The 17,457-nt window shown below is 69.5% G+C and carries 10 protein-coding genes; 5 read left to right on the top strand and 5 right to left on the bottom strand.

The features are described 5' to 3' along the window. Positions 1-475 precede the first annotated feature (475 nt). The 4 genes from recD to SM757_RS05575 form a co-directional block, all read right to left on the bottom strand. Entirely contained in the window at positions 476-2,530 is a 2,055-nt protein-coding gene (recD, locus tag SM757_RS05590; RefSeq protein WP_322464706.1) for an exodeoxyribonuclease V subunit alpha, read from the bottom strand. Further along, positions 2,527-6,177 (bottom strand): exodeoxyribonuclease V subunit beta, encoded by a 3,651-nt coding sequence (recB, locus tag SM757_RS05585; protein WP_322464705.1) that lies wholly within the window; start codon positions 6,175-6,177, stop codon positions 2,527-2,529. Before recB ends, recD begins: the two co-directional genes overlap by 4 nt. Next, positions 6,170-9,637: an exodeoxyribonuclease V subunit gamma gene (gene recC, locus SM757_RS05580; protein ID WP_322464704.1), complete on the bottom strand. Its 3,468-nt coding sequence runs from the start codon at positions 9,635-9,637 to the stop codon at positions 6,170-6,172. Before recC ends, recB begins: the two co-directional genes overlap by 8 nt. A 480-nt stretch (positions 9,638-10,117) precedes the next feature. Then, the gene (locus SM757_RS05575) at positions 10,118-10,438 is read right to left on the bottom strand and encodes an H-NS histone family protein (RefSeq protein WP_066339298.1); all 321 of its coding nucleotides are present in this window, start codon (positions 10,436-10,438) and stop codon (positions 10,118-10,120) included. 1,381 nt (positions 10,439-11,819) lie between these two features. Between SM757_RS05575 and SM757_RS05570 the strand changes: the two genes are divergently transcribed. The 5 genes from SM757_RS05570 to SM757_RS05550 all read left to right on the top strand — a co-directional run bounded on the left by SM757_RS05570 (position 11,820) and on the right by SM757_RS05550 (position 17,119). Beyond that, positions 11,820-12,047 carry a hypothetical protein gene (locus SM757_RS05570; protein ID WP_157119111.1) on the top strand — a complete coding sequence of 76 codons (228 nt, stop codon included), beginning with the start codon at positions 11,820-11,822 and terminating at the stop codon, positions 12,045-12,047. A gap of 1,033 nt (positions 12,048-13,080) precedes the next feature. After that, positions 13,081-13,560 carry a VOC family protein gene (locus SM757_RS05565; protein ID WP_322464703.1) on the top strand — a complete coding sequence of 160 codons (480 nt, stop codon included), beginning with the start codon at positions 13,081-13,083 and terminating at the stop codon, positions 13,558-13,560. A gap of 127 nt (positions 13,561-13,687) precedes the next feature. Further along, a complete protein-coding gene (locus tag SM757_RS05560; protein ID WP_322464702.1) occupies positions 13,688-14,161 on the top strand; it encodes a GFA family protein in 474 nt (157 codons plus the stop codon). 103 nt (positions 14,162-14,264) lie between these two features. Continuing rightward, the gene (locus tag SM757_RS05555; protein WP_322464701.1) at positions 14,265-15,176 is read left to right on the top strand and encodes an SHOCT domain-containing protein; all 912 of its coding nucleotides are present in this window, start codon (positions 14,265-14,267) and stop codon (positions 15,174-15,176) included. Between the two features lie 98 nt (positions 15,177-15,274). Next, the gene (locus SM757_RS05550; protein WP_066339313.1) at positions 15,275-17,119 is read left to right on the top strand and encodes a glycoside hydrolase family 15 protein; all 1,845 of its coding nucleotides are present in this window, start codon (positions 15,275-15,277) and stop codon (positions 17,117-17,119) included. Between the two features lie 28 nt (positions 17,120-17,147). On the opposite strand, the gene SM757_RS05545 is transcribed toward SM757_RS05550, so the two are convergent. Next, positions 17,148-17,414, bottom strand: a complete 267-nt coding sequence (locus SM757_RS05545) for a helix-turn-helix domain-containing protein (protein WP_066339316.1) — start codon at positions 17,412-17,414, stop codon at positions 17,148-17,150. Positions 17,415-17,457 lie beyond the last annotated feature (43 nt).

The raw sequence follows: 17,457 nt of genomic DNA, 5'->3' as shown, positions 1-17,457 counted from the left end.
CCCGCACTCCCACCAGCGCACGATTAACGTCCCTCACATCCAGCCCGGCCGCTTCATTTAAGCCCTTGTCAGGCTGGCATCTTCTTTCCGGTCATTCGAGCAGCGGCTGATTTGTCGCTGTTTTTTGAAGGTATTGATAATTACAGTTATCAACATCACGAGTTGACAATCAATGCAGCGAAATAGCGATGACATGGCGGCGGGCTGATCAGGGAAAACAGGGAGCGCAACGTCATCCCGCACGGCGGGCCACCACGGCAACGAGGCTGGCTCGGGGCACCGGCAACCTTAGGGCAGCTGCACTGCGGCTTGAAGGAGAAATCGTCTTGGCGGGTATCAACACCCGGCACCGATGCGGCAGCCGAGTACGAAATCCAACTTCTGGGCACAGTGCCGGCTGATGCCGTCGGCAACGGGCTTCGTGCTTCAGCCAGGAGGCGCCGGGCTGCCCGGCGTGTACTTGTCGGCCTGCCGGCTACCCCTGCAGCGCTTCCCGCAGCCCGCTGGCCCGCTTCGTCTTCCTCTCTATGGCCGCTGCCAGCACGCCCGGCTGCGGTGACACCAGGGTGAAGGCCGCGCGCGCGCGCGTGATGCCCGTGTAGGCCAGCTCGCGCGTCAGCACCTGCGCGGACGCCTGGTCCGGCAGCGCCAGCAGGGTGTGCTCGAACTCCGAGCCCTGCGACTTGTGCACCGTCAGCGCGAAAGCGGTCTCCACGTCGGCCAGGCGGCTGGCCAGCACCGAGCGCAACTGCGGCCCCTCCAGGAAGTACAGCCGCAGCGAACCGCCGCCGGCCGGGCGCAGTGCGATGCCGATGTCGCCGTTGAAAACGCCCAGCGCCGCCTGGTTGCGCGTGACCATCACCGGCCGGCCCTCGTACCACTCGCCGGTCTTCTTCAGCAGCCCGGCGCGCACCAGGCCGGCTTCTATCGCCTCGTTGAAGCCCTGCACGCCCCAGTCGCCCTCGCGCACGGCGCACAGCACACGAAAGCGCTCGAATGCCGTCAGCACTTCCACGGCCCAAGCGGCGTGCGCGGCTTCGTCCCCGCCTTCGGGGCGGCGGTGCAGCGCGTGCAGGTAGTGCGCGCTGCAGCCCGGGGCCCCGGGGCGGCCTTCCAGCGCGATGCGCACCACGGCGGCGGGCGAGGCCGCTTCCAGCCACGCCGCCTCGGGGCTGCGCTCGTCGCGCAGCACGCGCTGCGCGCCCGCCACGTTGCCCTCGTTCACGGCCTGGGCCAGCTTGCCTATGGGCCCGCCGAAGCGCCGGCTCTCGCGCAGCATCACCGTCTGCTGCGCCAGCGCAGGGCCGTTCACGTGGCGGAAGGCGCCCGGAATCTCCTCGCCGCAGGTGTCGGCAACGTAGGCGCAGGCGTCTTCGCCGTATTGGCCTTTTTGTGCCTCGCCGCACAGGTCGCCGAGCACCGCGCCGGCCTCCACGGACGCCAACTGGTCCTTGTCCCCCAACAGCACCACGCGGGCGGACTGTGGCAGCGCGTCCAGCAGCGAGGCCATCATCTCCAGGTGGACCATGGAGGCCTCGTCCACGATGAGCACGTCCACGTCCAGCGGGTGCGCGGCGTCGTGCTGGAAGCGGCGCGTGTCGTGCCGCCCGCCCAGGAGGCCGTGCAGCGTGCGCGCCGCGCCCATGCGGGCGGTCAGCGCGGCCAGGTCCAGCCCGTCGCCCAGGCGCTCGGCCAGTGCCTGCAGCGAGCTTTCGATCGACTGTTTCAGCCTCGCCGCTGCCTTGCCGGTGGGCGCGGCCAGCGCGATGCGCAGCCGCTCCGGCGCGGGCGAGGTGGCCAGCAGCAGCGCCAGCAAGCGCGCCACGGTGTAGGTCTTGCCCGTACCCGGACCGCCGGTGATCACCGACAGGCGCCCGCGCAGCGCCACCGCGCAGGCCACCTTCTGCCAGTCCGGTCCCTTGGCCGGCTTCTGGCCTTCAGCCGGGGCAAAGAGCTTCTCCAACCAGGCCTTCACCGCGGCGGTGTCCACTGCTTCGCGCAGCGCGCCGCGCTCGCGCACCTGCGTGGCCACGCGTTGCTCGTAGGCCCAGTAGCGGCGCAGGTACAGCCGCGTGCCGCACAGCACCAGCGGGGCCGTTGAACCCTCGGCGCTGGGCAGGTGGGCGCCGGGCCCGGCCAGGCCGCAGGGAGCAAGCTGCACCAGGGCGCAGCCGCGCAGCGCCGCGAGCCAGTCGTCCAGCGCGGCGGGCAGCCGGGGTTTCAACGCGTCCCAGGCCTGGCGCGGCTCGGCCGTCCAGCCCAGCAGCTCGTGCGGGCGGGCGTGCAGCTCATCGACCAGCAGGCAACTGTGGCCGCGGCTTTCCATGTGGGCCACCAGCGCCGAGCACAGCAGCGCGATGGGCGGGGCGTCCGGCACCAGCGTGGCGGCAAAGCGCGCCATGGCGGCGTCCAGGTGGCGCAGCCAGCCGGACTGCGTCCAGCCCTGCAGCGCCTCCAGCAGCTCGGCCGAGGTGAGGCGGTCCATGGCTTCTATCCAGTCCAGCGTGTCCAGGTCCTTGCGCGCTTTCATGCCCGCGACTCCTCTTCGGCCATCGCCAGCGCCGCATCCAGCCCGTCCAGCAGCGCCAGGTCGGGCTCCACCAGCAGGCAGCCGCGCTGCGGGTGCCCAATGCCGCGCAGGAAGAAGTACACCGCCCCGCCCAAGTGCTCGGCCGGGTCGTAGGCCTCACCCAGCCGCGCGCGCAACTGGCGGTGCAGCGCCAGCAGGTACAGGGCGGCCTGCACGTCGTAGCGGTGCGCGGCCATCGCGCCTTCCATGGCGGCCTGCGTGTAGGCCGCGTCCGTTGGGCCCAGGGCGTTGGACTTGTAGTCCAGCACCCAGTAGCGGCCCTCATGCTCGAACACCAGGTCGGCAAAGCCCATGAGCATGCCGCGCAGGCGGCGCTGCGGCAGGGCAGGGCGCTCGCGCCCCGGCATCAGGTGCCTTGCACACAGGGCATCCACGTCCGCCGCCGACAAGCCTTCGCTGGGCAGCCAGAACTCCATCTCCGGCAGCGTGCCGCGCAGCCCCGACAAGGAAACGCCCAGGCCGGGCAGCTCCACGTCCACGGCCTGCGACAGCCACTGCAGCACCTCGTCGGCGCGGTTGCTCCAGCCCTGGCGTTCGCAGCGGCGGCGCAATTGCGACTGCAGCGCCTCGTTGTCGCGCAGCGCGAAATCCTCGCCGGCCAGCCACTCCAGCTGGTCGTGCAGGAAATTGCCGGCGAAGGAGCCCCGCGGGAAGCGGTGCCAGGCCTGGCCGGCCGCGGGGGGCAGCACCAGCGCAGCGGGCTCGAACTCGTCGCTCTCGCGCGCCGGCGCCTCCTCCAGCCGCTCCAGCGGCGGCGCCGCCAGATGCTTCACGAGTTTGCTGAAGCTTCCAATCGTCCAGTCGCGCTCGAAGCGGGCGGCGTAGTCGGCGCCGGGCTGCAGGGCAGGGGCGTCGTCGCGGGGCAGCAGCAGGGTCACGCCGCAGCTCGGCGGGGCTTCCAGCAATTCAAAGCCACCGCCGTCGCCGCAGGCGGCTCTCAGCTTTTCCAGCAGCGCGCTTTCGCTGATGGCCTCGCCCCCGCTTATGAGCTGCCCAAGCGCGCTCTTGTGCATCACGCAGCTTTTCACCTGCCCCTTCTTGAGGGCCGCCACGCCCACCCACAGCGCGTGGCGGGCGCGGGTGAGCGCGACGTAGAGCAGCCGCAAATCCTCGCGCAGCCGGTCGCGGTCGGCCTGCTCCAGCAGTTCCGTATCCAGGTTGAAGGAGAGCTGCCGCGTGCCGTCCTCGGCTGCCACCTCGATGAAGCTGCGGCCCTTCTTCTCCACGGCGCGGAAGTCGCAGGGGAAGGGCAGGAACACCAGCGGGTACTCCAGGCCCTTGGACTTGTGGATGGTGACGACCTTGACCAGGTCGGCGTCGCTCTCCAGCCGGACGATGCGCTCGTCGCCCTCGGCCGTGTCCTCGTTGTCGATCTGCTCGGTGAACCAGCGCACCAGGGCCTGTTCACCGTCGAGCTGGGCGCTGGCGGCCTGCAGCAGCTCGGCGATGTGCAGCACGTTGGTCAGCCGCCGCTCGCCCTCGGCCTCCGAAAGCCAGCGCGCGGGCAGCGCCAGGCGGTGCAGGGTCTGGCGCAGCATGGTCAGCACGCCCTGGCGCTCCCACACGGCGCGCAGCTCGCGCAGCAGCTCCAGGCGCAGCTCCCAGGCCTCGTCGTCGGCGGCAAGCCGGGCCAGCTCGGCCAGCGGCAGGCCGATGAGCGCGGTGGCCCAGGCCGCGCGCGCCAGCCGCATGTCCAGCGGCGTGGCCACGGCGCGCAGCCAGCGCAGCAGGTCGCGCGCCTCGGCGCCGGCAAACACGGAGTCCTTGTCCGAGAGGTAGACCGAGGCGATGTCGCGCCGGCGCAGCTCGCGCCGCACGCCTTCGGCCTCCAGCCCCGTGCGCACCAGCACGGCGATGTCGGCCGGGCTCAGCCGCGTGAAACCGTCCTGGGGATGCCGGAAACCGGCCTGCGCGTCGTTGAGCAGCGTGGCGATGCGCTCGGCGCAGCGCTCGGCCGCGCGGCGGCGGTGGCTGTCGGCGTTGTCCAGCACCGCGTCCACGCACAGCGACAGCGCCGGCACCTCGCCCGCCGCGCACACGAAACGCTCGGGGCGTCCCTGGGCGTCCACGGCCTGGAAGGGCAGCGGGTCGTCCTGCGCGCTGCGAAAGAGGAAGGCGCCCGCACCCCCGGCCCGCGCCTCGGCCTGTTGGAAGAGCTGATTGACCGCCCGCACCAGCGTCTGCGTGGAGCGGTGGTTGGTGCCCAGCACGTAGTGCCGCCCCGCGGTGGCGCGCCGCGCACCCAGGTAGCTGTGGATGTCGGCGCCGCGGAAGGCATAGATGGACTGCTTGGGGTCGCCGATGAGCAGCAGCGCGCTGTCGCGGCCGCAGTCGGCCGTGCGGTAGAGGCGCTCGAAGATGCGGTATTGCAGCGGCGAGGTGTCCTGGAACTCGTCCACCAGCGCCACCGGGTACTGCTGCAGGATGCGCTGGCGCAGCCGCTCGCCCGCGGCCTCGTCGTGCAGCGCCTTGTCCAGCCGCGTGAGCATGTCGGCAAAGCCGTAGGTGCCGGCCAGCGTCTTGAGCTCGGCCAGGCGCCGCGCGATGCAGCGCGCGGCGTGCTGGCGCAGTTGCGCCTTCACGTCCGGCAGCGCGGCCAGCGCCTCGAAGAGCCGGTCGAGGGCTTCGAAGTGGTCCGGCAGTTCCAGGCCCGGCTTGGAAGCGTCCTCCATGCCGGCGCGCGTGAGGCGGCGCTGCCCGGCCTCGGTCAGGCCGATGTCCACCTTCAGGGGCTCCTGAGCCCAGGCCTCCAACTGGCTGAGCCAGCTCTCTATCGACGCCGGCTTGATCTTGACGCGGTTGAGCATGCAGGCCTTGCGCGCCATTTCGACGGCAAACCATTCGCGCAGCTCACGGATGCGCTCAGGCCAGCCTTGCTTGAGCCGCTGGAGCTGGCGGGCCTGCTCGCCCAACACGCGGGCACAAAGCTCGGCAAGGGTGGGCAGGGTGGTTTCGCCCGCATCCAGGCGCGGGATCAGCGCCGCCACGTCGGACTGCAGCGCCGCCACGTCCGGCCACAGCGCCAGCACGGCGTCCAGCGCGGCGTGGTCCAGGGCGTAGACGTGCTGGCGCCAGTAGTCGCGCACGGCCTCGTCCTGCAGCTTGCGCTCGTCGGCCAGCAGCTCCTCGTCGAAGAGGTTGCGGCTGTCGAAGGCGTGCTCGCGCAGCATGCGCTGGCACCAGGCGTCTATGGTGTGGACGGCCGCGTCGTCCATGGCCTCGGCGGCGCAGGCCAGGCGCCAGGCGGCGCGGGTGCGCTCGGGGCCTTCGGGGTAGGCCCCGAGCAGCTCGTTGAGCAGCGCGTCGCCGTCCTTGGGCTGCAGCTCGCCGCGAAAGCAGCGCGCGGCCTCCAGCAGCCGCGCGCGTATGCGGTCCGACAGCTCGCGCGTGGCCGCGCGCGTGAAGGTCATGACCAGGATTTCCGAGGGCAGCAGCGCCCGGCCGAAAGCGCCGTCCCCGGAGCCGTGGCCCAGCACCAGGCGCAGGTAGAGCGCGGCGATGGTGTAGGTCTTGCCCGTGCCGGCGCTGGCTTCTATGAGGCGGCTGCCCCACAGGGGCAGCCGCAGGGCGTCCAGCAGCTCACTCATCGCCATCTTCCCCGGCGGCGCCGTCGTCATTGCGCAGCACGCTCACGCCGGTGCGGGCCCAGGCGGCCAGCGGGCCGTAGAGCTGCGGGGCAAGGTCGGCGAAGCGGCCGTCCTGCGCCAGCGTTTCGAAGTCGGGGTACAGGCGCGCCAGGCAGGGCTCGTGGCCTTCAGGCGCCACGGGGCTGAAGCCGCCGCCCTCGTACACCTCGGCCGCCTTGTCCGGCTTGTTCTCGGCCACGAAGGCCAGCGCCGTGCGGCAGGCCAGGGGCAGCGGCGCCTGCATGCCCAGCCGCCACAGCGACAGCAGCACGCGCAGGGTCTCGGCGGCCTCGGCCTGCGGCAGCGGCTGCAGCGCCAGCACGGCGTCGCGCGAGACGATGCGCCCAAGCAGCGGCACGCCGCAGGCGCTGGCCACGAGCTGGCGCACCCAGTCGTCCACGAGCTTGTCGGCCCGCGCCGCGCCTTTTTTTTGCAGCACGCTGGGCGACAAGCGCAACTGCAGCGGGCCGCCGCTGCCCGCGCGCAGCTCGGTCAGCCAGTCCTCCAGGCGCACGCCGTCGTGCTCGAAGCTCAGCGCCTCCTTGGGCGCGGCCTGCGCGTGTTCGCGCTGCAGGTGCAGCCACTGCCGGTGCATCCACTGCGCGGGGCGCAGCAGCTCGTCGCGCTGGCGCTCGCCCAGGGCGTTCATGGGCAGGCGGCCGCTGCGCTGGATGCGCTGGGCGCGGCGGGCGATGTCCGCGGCCGTGCAGTGGTGGGCGTCGGCCAGCAGCTCGCTGATGAGCGTCCAGGCCTCCAGGCCGTTGACGCCGAAGGGCTCGTCGTCCTCGCTGGCGGACTCGGCCTCCTTGAAATTCACGTTCAGGCGGCGCAGGAAGTACTCCGACACCGGGTTCTTCACGAAGGCGGCCAGGCGCGAGACGGTGAGCACTGGAGACTCGGCCTCCAGACCCGGCGCCGCGGTCCCCGCTGCCGCCCCTTCCGCCGTCCCTTGTGCCGTTCCCATGGCCGCCCCCGCTGCCGCCTCGCCGGCATGGTGCGCGGCGCGCCACTCGCGCGCCCACGTGCGCAGGCCGTGCGGGCTGGCCTCGAAGTAGCGGCGGCTGAAGGGCTGCAGCGGGTGCTCCACGGTGAGCTGGCGCGCCGTGTGTTCGCCCCAGCCGGCATCCAGGTAGTCGCGCAACTGGGCAATGAGCACCGAGGGCGGCTGCTCGCTGTTGTCGCGCACGCTGCGCCCGCTCCAGCTCACGTAGAGCTTGCGGCGCGCGGACAGCAGCGCCTCCAGCATGAGGTAGCGGTCGTCGTCGCGGCGCGAGCGGTCGCCGGGGCGGCGCTGGCCGGGCAGGGCCATGAGGTCGAAGTCGGCGCGGTGGGTGCGGCGCGGGTAGTCGCCGTCGTTCATGCCCAGCAGGCACACCACCTCGAACGGGATGGCGCGCATGGGCATGAGGGTGCAGAAGGTGACGCCGCCGTCCAGGAAGCGGCGGCGCAGCGTGGGCTCGTCCAGGCCGGTGAGCCAGCCCTCGCGCAGCACTTCCAGCGGCACGGCCTCCTCGAAGCTCGCGGCCTGGCAGGCTTCCAGCCAGCCCTGCAGCGCTTCCTGCGCCAGGCCGAGCTGCCGGCGCTCGGCCTCGTCCGACGGGTCGAAGAACGTGTCGAGCAGCTTCCTCGCGTGCTCGGCCCATTGCAGCGGCGTGGCGTCGGCCGCGGCCAGCTCGTGCCAGCGGTGCAGCTCATCGACCAGCACGGCCAGCGAGCCCGCCACGGCCGCCTCCAGGCCGCCGACCTCGCCGTAGGCCTCGATCTCGTCCCAGGCCGCGCCCTCGCCCGCGGCGTAGCCCAGCAGCATGCGGCGCAGGCCGAACACCCAGGTGTTCTGGCTGCCGCAGGCCTCAAGGCCCAGCGCGGCGCGGTGCCCGGCGTCCAGGCCCCAGCGCACGCCGGCGCCTGTCAACCATTGGCCGATGCGGGGCAGCTCGTCCTCGGTGACGTCGAAGCGGCGGGCCAGGGCGGGCACGTCCAGCAGGTCGCGCACCTCGGTGAGCCGGCAGCGCTGGCGCGGCAGCCTCAGCAGCCACTCCAGGGCCACGAACAGCGGGACGTGGCCGCGCTGCTGCAGGTCGGCGATGCCGTAGGGGATGTGGCGCGCGTCGCCCGCGCCGTACTGGCCGAAGACGGCGCGGATGTTGGGCGCGAAGCGGTCGATGTCCGGGACCATGACCAGGATGTCGCGCGGGCGCAGCGGCCCGCCGCCCGGCGGCTCGGCCAGCAGTTGCAGCAGCGCGTCGTGCAGCACCTCCACCTCGCGCTGCGCGCTGTGGGCGACGTGAAAGACGATGGAGCGGTCACCCTCGGCCACGCCGCGGCGCGGGTGCTCGGCGGTGGGCAGCAAGTCGCGTATGGCGGCCTGCACCTGGGTGAGCAGGGAGCCGGGGGCGCCGTCGCCGGCGTCGAACAGGTCGATGCGCGGCAGGGTGGTTTCGCGGCCCAGCGCGTGGTCGTCGAAGGCGTCGAGCTGGCGGACGAAGTCGCGGCCCTGGCGGCCCCAGGCGGCCAGCAACTGGTGGGAGTGCGCGTGCATCTCCTCCAGCGACACGGCGGCCAGCTCGCGCTCGCCGCGGCATTGGAAGCGCCGGCGCTGCAGCTGCAGCAGCTCGCGCCCGTCGATGATGTCGGCCCAGTGGTACTGGCAGGGGTTCACGACCGCCAGCAGCACCTGCGTGTGGCGCGAGAGCGCGGAGAGGGCTTCGAGCATCTGCATGGGCAGCTGCGACAGGCCGAACACCACCACGCGGCGCGCCACGGGGCTGCGCGGCGCCTGGCCGCTTTGCAGCGCGGCCAGGAAGCGGCGGTGGATGTGCGGGCGCACGGCCAGGCGCTCCTCGTCCGTCAGCTCCTGCAGCAGCTCGCGCCAGAGGGCGCTTTGCCAGCGCTGCTCGTCCGGCACGGCGACGAGCTCGCCGTCGGCGCGCTGGAGCTGGTCGCGCCCGGCGCCCCAGATTTCCAGCCAGTCGGCGCGGTGCACCTGGTACTGGTCGTACAGGTCGGCCAGGCGGCGCGCGAGCTGCAGGCGCCGGCCCACGTCGCCGCCGTCCAGAAAGCGCGCCAGCGGGGCGAACTCGGGGCGTTCGAGCTGGCGCGGCAGCAGCCGCATGAGGCGCCAGGTGAGGGGAATCTCGTCCAGCGGCGACTGCGCCGGCACGCTTTGGCGGCCCAGCACCTGGCGGTAGCTGCGCCAGAGAAAGCGCGCGGGCAGCTCCACCCGCGCCGCGGCGCACACGCCTTGTGCTTGGGCCAGGGCCATCTTCAGCCACTCGGCCACGCCGTTGCTCTGGACGAGAAAGACCTCTGCCTCCAGCGGCGCCAGCGGCTGGCTCTGCAGCCAACTGACCACCGTCTCCTTGAGCATTTCAAGCCGGTTGCCATGGAGCACCATCAAACCCGTGCCGATTTCGGCGCTCATGTGGCCGACCTCCGTAACCCGTTCTTCCACGCGCCGCCGGCCCACTGCCGACGACTGGATATTTTCGCAGGGGGCAACACCGCCGGCCGTGCCCGATGTCTCGTTTTCGCCTCAAGGCCCGCCTGCGCGGCAGGCCCTTGAGGCCCAGGCGCACGAAAGCGCTTGAAAGCGTTCAGCAACGCCCACGGCGGCACGGCCCCCGCGCATTTTCCGGCTGCCGGGATTAGGCAACCTGAAAAATGCCTGAGCTACCGGGTTGGCCGTTTCAAAGGCCCGGCGGCGGCCATTTACGGTTGTGCTGCTTGAATCGAAAGCCGCCAAGACCGATTTGCTGCGGCCTGCCATATTCCGCAAATCCCCAGAATTCGCAGGCCATGGCGGCGCAAGCGTTTGAGCTATCAAAGCAAAAAGCCCCGCACGAGGCGGGGCTGATAACGCGGCCGGTGTGGGACCGCGGGTGATTCAGGATTGAAACCTGGATCAGGCCTTGATGGCCAGATCGTCCAGCGACTTGCCGCTTTCCAGGGCTTCGGTAACCCACTTCGGCTTCAGGCCGCGACCAGTCCAGGTCTTGCCGGAGGCCGGATCCTGATACTTGGGGGCGACGGTGCCGGTTTTGCCACCGGTTTCGCCCTTTTTGCTGCCGCGAGCATTGCTGGTCAGGTCTTCGACGCTCAGGTTGTTCTGAGCCATCAATTCCTTGATGGTGTTGATCGCTTCAGAGCGCGAATTCTCTTGCAGTTGCTTGATCTGACGCTCGAGGTCTTCGCGCTGCTTCAGAAGGTCTTGGATGTTTGCCATACGCTTTGCACCTTAGGTGAATGTCTTGGACATTTCTGATCTGTAGCGACTTGCCTTCACCGTAACTCGACGTACCGAGTACTTACCATGTTGCCGGCGGGTTGCGAAACCTGCCGGGGACTTTGGAGAACTCCTGGAGGCCGGTATGTTCGGTTCGGCATTGCGCGGAACGAATAATGCCACAACTGCGCTAACTACGAAGCCGCTGCATCAAAAAATTTTCAGCGCATCTGCATTGATTGCATTGGTGAGAACCTGCCTTCACTTACAACGATGGGCACATACCCGATTCCTGGACGGTGCCGATCTCCGCAGGACCTGAGTATGAATCCGGGTTCCCGAGTCGGCCTGGGGCGGGTTGGGTGGGTTGCCGCCATGTTTGGAAGGCGAGAAGCCGGCACGCAGTTGCTGCAAGCCGTGCCGGGAAAGCGGGGATTTCCAACTGAATTTCAAGCGTGAGCGCAGGGCATGGCAGCGGTGCCTGATTTCAGTTCCCGGCCCTCTTTGAGGTCCACCGTGAATACGGCCTTGGCTGACCCTGGCGCATTCAGCAAGTACAGGGTTTGCCGCTGTGTGTCACAGGCCCATGAAAAGAATCATGCCGTGACAAAGACACGCTGCGGTCGTATTGCCTGCCCGTCGCCCATGCCGGTCCCATTTCGGAATGCGCCGATTCCACAAGCTGCGTGAGGAAACTTGTCCGGCATCAGCCGTGCTTCCCGCGCATTACCAAGACCGGCCGCATGCCGAGACGCGGGGCGCGCGTGATTTGCCCTGCGCCTTCGCAGTGGATGAATTCGTCGCACAGGCGGCTTAAAGGTCGGACACCATTGAGCCATCATTCTTGATTCAAATACCGCAGCACTTTCTGCCGATTCCGTGCCGGCCTGTTCGACCGTCATCGGCAACAAACTGGCTCCCCGACCCTCCCCTGTTTCTGGAGAGGCACACAGCAGCCTCAGAGGGGACCTGTCCACCGCAAGTCCGGATATTGGAAACAATTTGTAAGCAAAACGATGTTTTTCCGGATTTAAACGCCCGGGAAGAAAACTTTCGCCGAGCCGGTGAGGGTTGCGCCTTTTGTGAAGTTCTTCACGCCAACCTTAAAGCCGGGAGCACTGTGGCGAAATGTTCGTGCCGGAGTTTTGAGCATTCAGCTTGATCCGATCCGTGGCGGCTGCTAGGCGCGGACCCATAAGCGTTTGCAACGCGGGCAGCACAGAACGTCACACATTAACAACGGCTTCAGCTCAGAACGATCGGCTACCTCCCGATACTTGTTGGCAACGCGTGCGGCAAGGGATGCACGGGGGAGGCGAAGCGTCGCGCATCCCAATTCCGGGCAGCTTGCACGCCAGCAGCAAGGACGCGGAGGAAACCCATGCGCCGCATGGATACAAGGGCCTGGACGGCCGGCTTCATGGCCGGCGAAGTTTTCGCCGGCAACTGCCCATACACGCATGGTTCGTTCGAGGCGCTGGATTGGTTCGGCGGCTGGATTGAAGGTGCAACAAATGCACTGGGCCGCGACGAATCTTCGGATGTCCCATCTTCCCTGGGCTCCACGACGGAACGGCAATCCACGGCCTGGCAACTTTTGCGCCATTGAAGCGGGCTCATCAGAGCGACCGGCGATTTTCCTGCAGTCCTGCGCCATATTGCGGTGCAGCATTTTTCCGCGGCTGGCGGCCCGGCCTTCTCCAGGCAAGCACCTCTGCAAGACTTATACAAGCCTTAAATCCGTCCTCCGCGCTTCGAAAAGTTCTGGGTTTTCCCCGGGTGGTCTTCCGGTGCTGACTGTGCGCCGCCAAAGAGCCGGCAAAAAATCCTGAAGCCGGTCCGGCATTCGGGCGCCAACAGGCCTTGACGGTGGGGCAGGCACAATTTCGCAATTCCATATGGGTCGGCTTGTAGCCGCGGTGCGGCACGGTGGTCCGGATCGGTCTTTCAACGTGTCAACCGCGGGATGCCGGCCAGATGCAAGCATTTGCAGCCCAACCTGCCCATATCAGAGGGGAAGGCTTTTTCCGTGGCCTGCGCATCAGCGAATCGTTACGGAAATCACGGCTGCAACCGGTTCGGCAAGCCGGCTACAGGCGGTTCATCGTGTGACTGGCTTCATCACTGTGTAACGGCATACCGGAACTCTTCGGCATAAGCCGGATTTGCGGCCAGGAACTGCGAATGCCGCAGCCTTGAATCACCCCGTTGTCCTGCCACGGGCCGGCTGTTGCCGGCGGCAACAAAATCGCATTTGGTATCAAGGCCCCCGGGGGATGAGTCCCACCCGGGTTTGAGCCTGTCACCTGCATGGCGGGTAATTCTCCGCCTGATGCCTTGCGAGGCTGCCGCACGGGGTCGGTCCACGGTCTCGTCATCTCCAGCTGCAAATAGATGGTGACGAAAGTCCGGCCTCACTCAAATACCCGGCCGTGCGGCCTTCGCCATACCGACAAGGCCACTGCCGCCGATTCGCCGCGCGCCGAGCGGCAAAAAGGGTGTGTCGGGCACGCCGGTGTGCAGGGCTTGATTCCGTCGTCGTGCCTGCTATGCTGTATGTATATACAGTATTCCAGCCGTGCCACTGGTGCGGCCCGCGGTTGGGCGCTTGGTTTTCAAGGCCCGCCGAAAGGATGCAAGCCATGGCTGACCCGGTGCGAAAGATTCCCGAGGGCTACCTGTCCGTGACGCCTTATCTGACGGTCAAGGGCGCGGCGCAGGCCATCGAGTTCTACAAAAAGGCTTTTGGCGCTCAGGAAGTGATGCGGCTGCAGGCGCCTGACGGCTCGGTGATGCATGCGGAGATCCGCGTGGGGCAGGGCGTGCTCATGCTGCATGACGAGGCGCCGCAGTGGCAGGCCTACAGCCCGTCCACGTTGGGCCGCTCGCCTTGCAGCCTGATGTTCTACGTGGAGGACGTGGACGGCGTCGTCCAGCGCGCCGTGGCCGCCGGCGCCACGCTCACCATGGCGGTGGCCGACCAGTTCTACGGCGACCGCTGCGGCGCGCTGAAAGACCCATTCGGCCACAAGTGGCACATCGCCACCCATGTCGAGGACGTGCCGGAAGACGAGATCCGCCGCCGTGCCGCCCGCATGTTCGAAAGCGCCGAGCGGTCCTGATCGGCCGCGCCTGACCTCACCGCTGGATACACATGGGGTGCCGCCTTGGACCATGCGGCGTGCCTCGCCGGTACAAGGTGGCGGCTTTGGGCGGCGCGCCGCCGTTTCACCCCGGGAGCGGTTTGACATGCATCTCCAAGGTTCCTGCCATTGCGGCGCCGTGCGTTTCTCGGTCGAGTCGCACGAGCCCGTACCGTTCATGCGCTGCTATTGCTCCATCTGCCGCAAGACGGCGGGCACGGGCGGCTTTGCCGTCAACCTGGGCGCGGACAAGGCCACGCTGCAGGTGCAGGGGCGCGAGCACCTGAGCGTCTACCGCGCCCGCATGGAGGACGGCAGCCGCAGCAGCGGCGAGCGCCACTTCTGCAAGCACTGCGGCACGGCGCTGTGGCTGTGGGACCCGACCTGGCCGGACTTGGTGCACCCGCACGCCGGGGCCGTGGACACGCCGCTGCCCGTGCCGCCGTCGTCCACGCACATGATGCTGGGCTCCAAGCCGGCCTGGGTGGAGGCCAGCGTGCAGCCGCAGGACGCGCGCTTCGACGAGTACCCCGACGAGTCGCTGGCCGAGTGGCACCAGCGCCACGGGCTGCGGCGCTGAGGCGGGCGCGGCGCCGACAATCGGCGTGCGCCGGCGGCACATCCCGTGCCGCCGGCGCATTCATCCGGGTGCCGCCGCAAGGCATTCCCGCAAGAGGTCATTGATGCAACAACTCAGCCCCGAAGGCCGCCAGGCCCTAGACGACATCGCCCGCCGCCACGGCTTCAGCAGCGAGGCCGTGACGTCCATGCTGTGGTCCGTGGTGCAGGGCAACGGCTCCATGGCGCAGTTCGGCCACCCGGAGTTCGGCGGCGCCGGGCAGTGGATGCGCGGCGGCATGACCATGGTCTCCGACATGTTCAACAACGCGCTCAAGGCGCGGGTGGACGGCCTGTGCAACGAGCTCTCGGCGCTGGTGGCCAATCAACCCGGGCTGGTGCAAAGCGGCAGTTTTCAGACGCAAAGCCAGGGGTCCGGCTACGGCGGGCAGGGCGGGCAGCAGCAGTCGTCGTGGAGCGGCGGGGCGCAGCCGTCGCCCGGCGGCTTTTCCGCGTCCGGCGGCGCCAGCCTGTTCGTCCCGGCGCCGGGCGGCGGCGACTGGTGGGGGCCCAGCCTGCGCTGGCCCGACGCCACGGGCGCCCAAAACGGCGTGCGCTACGCCTACTTTTCGCAGGCGCGGCGGCTGGCCATCGAGGTCAATGGCCGCGTGACCATTTACGACACGCTGGACCACCACATCGGCGGCTTTTCTCAGCAGCAGTCCGGCAGCGGCTCGCTGAGCTTCAACAGCCAGTACGGCCTGGTGGACGTGGTCAGCCTGCCCGTGGTGTCGGTGGACGGGCAGGCGCCGGCCGCACCGGCGCCGGTTCAGGCCGCGCCCGCGGCCTGGGGGGCGCAACCGCCTTCGCCGGCGCCGGTGCAGTCACCGCTACCGTCCAACAGTGCCGCGGGCGGGCTGCCGCAGGGGCTGGACGTGTTCGCCGCCATAGACAAGCTGGCCGAGCTGCACGCCCGCGGCGTGCTCACCGTCGAGGAGTTCTCGGCCAAGAAGGCAGAGCTGCTGAGCCGGCTGTAAGCGGCTGCCCCTGCGGTGGGCCGGGTAGACCGGGTGGGCGCGGCGCAGGGCGCCCTGTGCCTTCCCGGGTGCGGAACGCCTTTTGCCCCGGGTGGTCGGTGCATTACCCGGACATCGAATCCCACGGCGTCATCGGCAACCTGCGCACCACGGCGCTGGTGTGCAGCGATGGCAGCATCGACTTCTTCTGCTTCCCGCGCTTCGACTCGGAAAGCGTCTTCCTCTCGCTGCTGGACCCGCAGCGCGGCGGGCATTTCAGCGTGCGCCCGGCGCACCAGGACATGCGCACGCGGCAGATGTATTTGCCCGATACCAATGTGCTGGTGACGAGATTCATGTCGCCGGCGGGGATGGCGGAGGTGACGGACTACATGCCCGTGTCCGAAACCGGCGCGCCGCGCAGCGCGCTGGTGCGGCGCATCCAGGGCGTGCGCGGGCGGCTGGCGCTGCGGGTGCTGTGCGCGCCCCGCTTCGACTATGCGCGCGCCCTGCTGCCGGCCCGGCTGTCGCAGGACGGTCGCTGCGCCGTCTTCGGCGACCCGGCCGCGCCCGGCCCCTTGCGGCTGCGCGCCACGGTGGAGATGGCCGTGCGCGACGGCGACGTCGATCTGCAGGTGGAGCTGGGCGCGGGCGAGGAGGTCGCCTTCGTCCTGGAGTGCGTGCAGGAGCGGCCCAGCGAAGGCCCGCTCGATGACTTCGTGCAGCGCTCCTTCCAGGACACCATCCGCTTCTGGCGCGGCTGGAGCGAGCGCTCCAGCTACCGCGGGCGCTGGCGCGAGATCGTCCAGCGCTCGGCCCTGGTGCTCAAGCTGCTGTCCTCGGCCGACCACGGCGCCATCATCGGCGCGGCCACGTTCGGTCTGCCCGAGCACGTGGGCGGCGAGCGCAACTGGGACTACCGATACTGCTGGATACGGGATGCCGCCTTCACCGTCTACGCCCTCATGCGGCTGGGCTACACGGGCGAGGCCGAGGCCTTCATCGGCTGGGCCCACGAACGCACCCTGGACCACCATGCCGGCGAGCCGCCGCAAATCCTCTACGCCGTGGACGGGCGCCACGTCGGCCAGGAGGTGGAGCTGTCGCACCTGGCCGGCTACCGCGGCTCGCGTCCGGTGCGCGTGGGCAACGCGGCGGCGGGGCAGCTTCAGCTCGACGTGTTGGGCGAGCTGGTCGATGCGCTGTACATGGCCGACCACCACGGCGTGTCCGCCTCCATCGACGTGTGGCAGGGGCTGTCGCAGCGCATCGACTGGTGGTGCGAGCACTGGGACCAGCCGGAGGAGGGCATCTGGGAAATGCGCGGGCCGCGGCGCGATTTCCTCTCCGGGCGGCTGCTGAGCTGGGTGGCGCTGGACCGCGCGCTGCGCATGGCGCGGCGCTTTGCCCGGCCCACGCCCTGGGCGCGCTGGTACCAGGCGCGCGACGCCATCGCGCTGCAAATCCTCACCGAGTTCTGGAACCCGGAGAAACAGGCCTTCGTCCAGACGCGCGGCGGCGACACGCTGGACGCAGTGGCGCTGCTCATGCCCATGGTCAAGTTCGTCAGCCCAACGGACCCGCGCTGGCTCTCCACGCTGGAGGCCATCAGGCGCGAGCTGAGCATCGACGGGCTGGTGGCGCGCTACTCCACCACCAGCGCCAGCGGCGTGGTCAACATCGACGGGCTGCAGGGCCAGGAGGGCGCCTTCACGCCTTGCTCGTTCTGGCTGGTGGAATGCCTGGCGCGCTGCGGGCGCGTGGACGAGGCGCGGCTGACCTTCGAAAAGATGCTGACCTACGCCAACCACCTGGGCCTGTACGCCGAGGAGCTGGGCCCAAGCGGCGCGCAGCTGGGCAATTTCCCGCAGGCGCTCACGCACCTGGCGCTCATCAGCGCCGCGCACGCGCTCAACCGCGCCCTGGAGGAAGGTCCCTCGACTTGGGCGCGCGAGCAGGGATGACACGCCCGGCGGCGCCGCGCCGTCCGCTTCAGGACTCGGCTGTCTGGCCCTGCGGCTGCACGGCCACGCCCAAGCCGTAGAGCGCCAGCAGGCCGATGACGTGGCCGACGGCCACGCCCGGCTCGCCGGCTTCGATGCGGCCGATGGTCTGCACGTGCACACCCAGCCGCGCCGCGGCGGCGGACTGGCCTTCGCCCGCGGCGGTGCGCGCCGTGCGGGCGGCGGCGCCCAACTCGCGTATGGCCTGCAGGGCCTGCGGGGAGATGTCGGTGGAGGTTCGCTTGCCTTGTGCCATGGGCGGGATTGTCGCCGTGCCGTGGGAGGGCTCCACGCCGGGC

Source organism: Azohydromonas lata (assembly GCF_034427735.1).
Classification (GTDB): domain Bacteria; phylum Pseudomonadota; class Gammaproteobacteria; order Burkholderiales; family Burkholderiaceae_C; genus Azohydromonas; species Azohydromonas lata.
Note: the sequence above shows the minus strand (reverse complement) of the source record. Positions and strands in the feature narration are given on the sequence as shown.

Bases quoted from the DNA above. Each gene is read 5' to 3' on its own strand.
- recC (WP_322464704.1), bottom strand. From the start codon at position 9,637: ATGAGCGCCGAAATCGGCACGGGTTTGATGGTGCTCCATGGCAACCGG.
- recD (WP_322464706.1), bottom strand. From the start codon at position 2,530: ATGAAAGCGCGCAAGGACCTGGACACGCTGGACTGGATAGAAGCCATG.
- SM757_RS05570 (WP_157119111.1), top strand. From the start codon at position 11,820: ATGCGCCGCATGGATACAAGGGCCTGGACGGCCGGCTTCATGGCCGGC.
- SM757_RS05565 (WP_322464703.1), top strand. From the start codon at position 13,081: ATGGCTGACCCGGTGCGAAAGATTCCCGAGGGCTACCTGTCCGTGACG.
- SM757_RS05560 (WP_322464702.1), top strand. From the start codon at position 13,688: ATGCATCTCCAAGGTTCCTGCCATTGCGGCGCCGTGCGTTTCTCGGTC.
- SM757_RS05545 (WP_066339316.1), bottom strand. From the start codon at position 17,414: ATGGCACAAGGCAAGCGAACCTCCACCGACATCTCCCCGCAGGCCCTG.
- recB (WP_322464705.1), bottom strand. From the start codon at position 6,177: ATGAGTGAGCTGCTGGACGCCCTGCGGCTGCCCCTGTGGGGCAGCCGC.
- SM757_RS05555 (WP_322464701.1), top strand. From the start codon at position 14,265: ATGCAACAACTCAGCCCCGAAGGCCGCCAGGCCCTAGACGACATCGCC.
- SM757_RS05575 (WP_066339298.1), bottom strand. From the start codon at position 10,438: ATGGCAAACATCCAAGACCTTCTGAAGCAGCGCGAAGACCTCGAGCGT.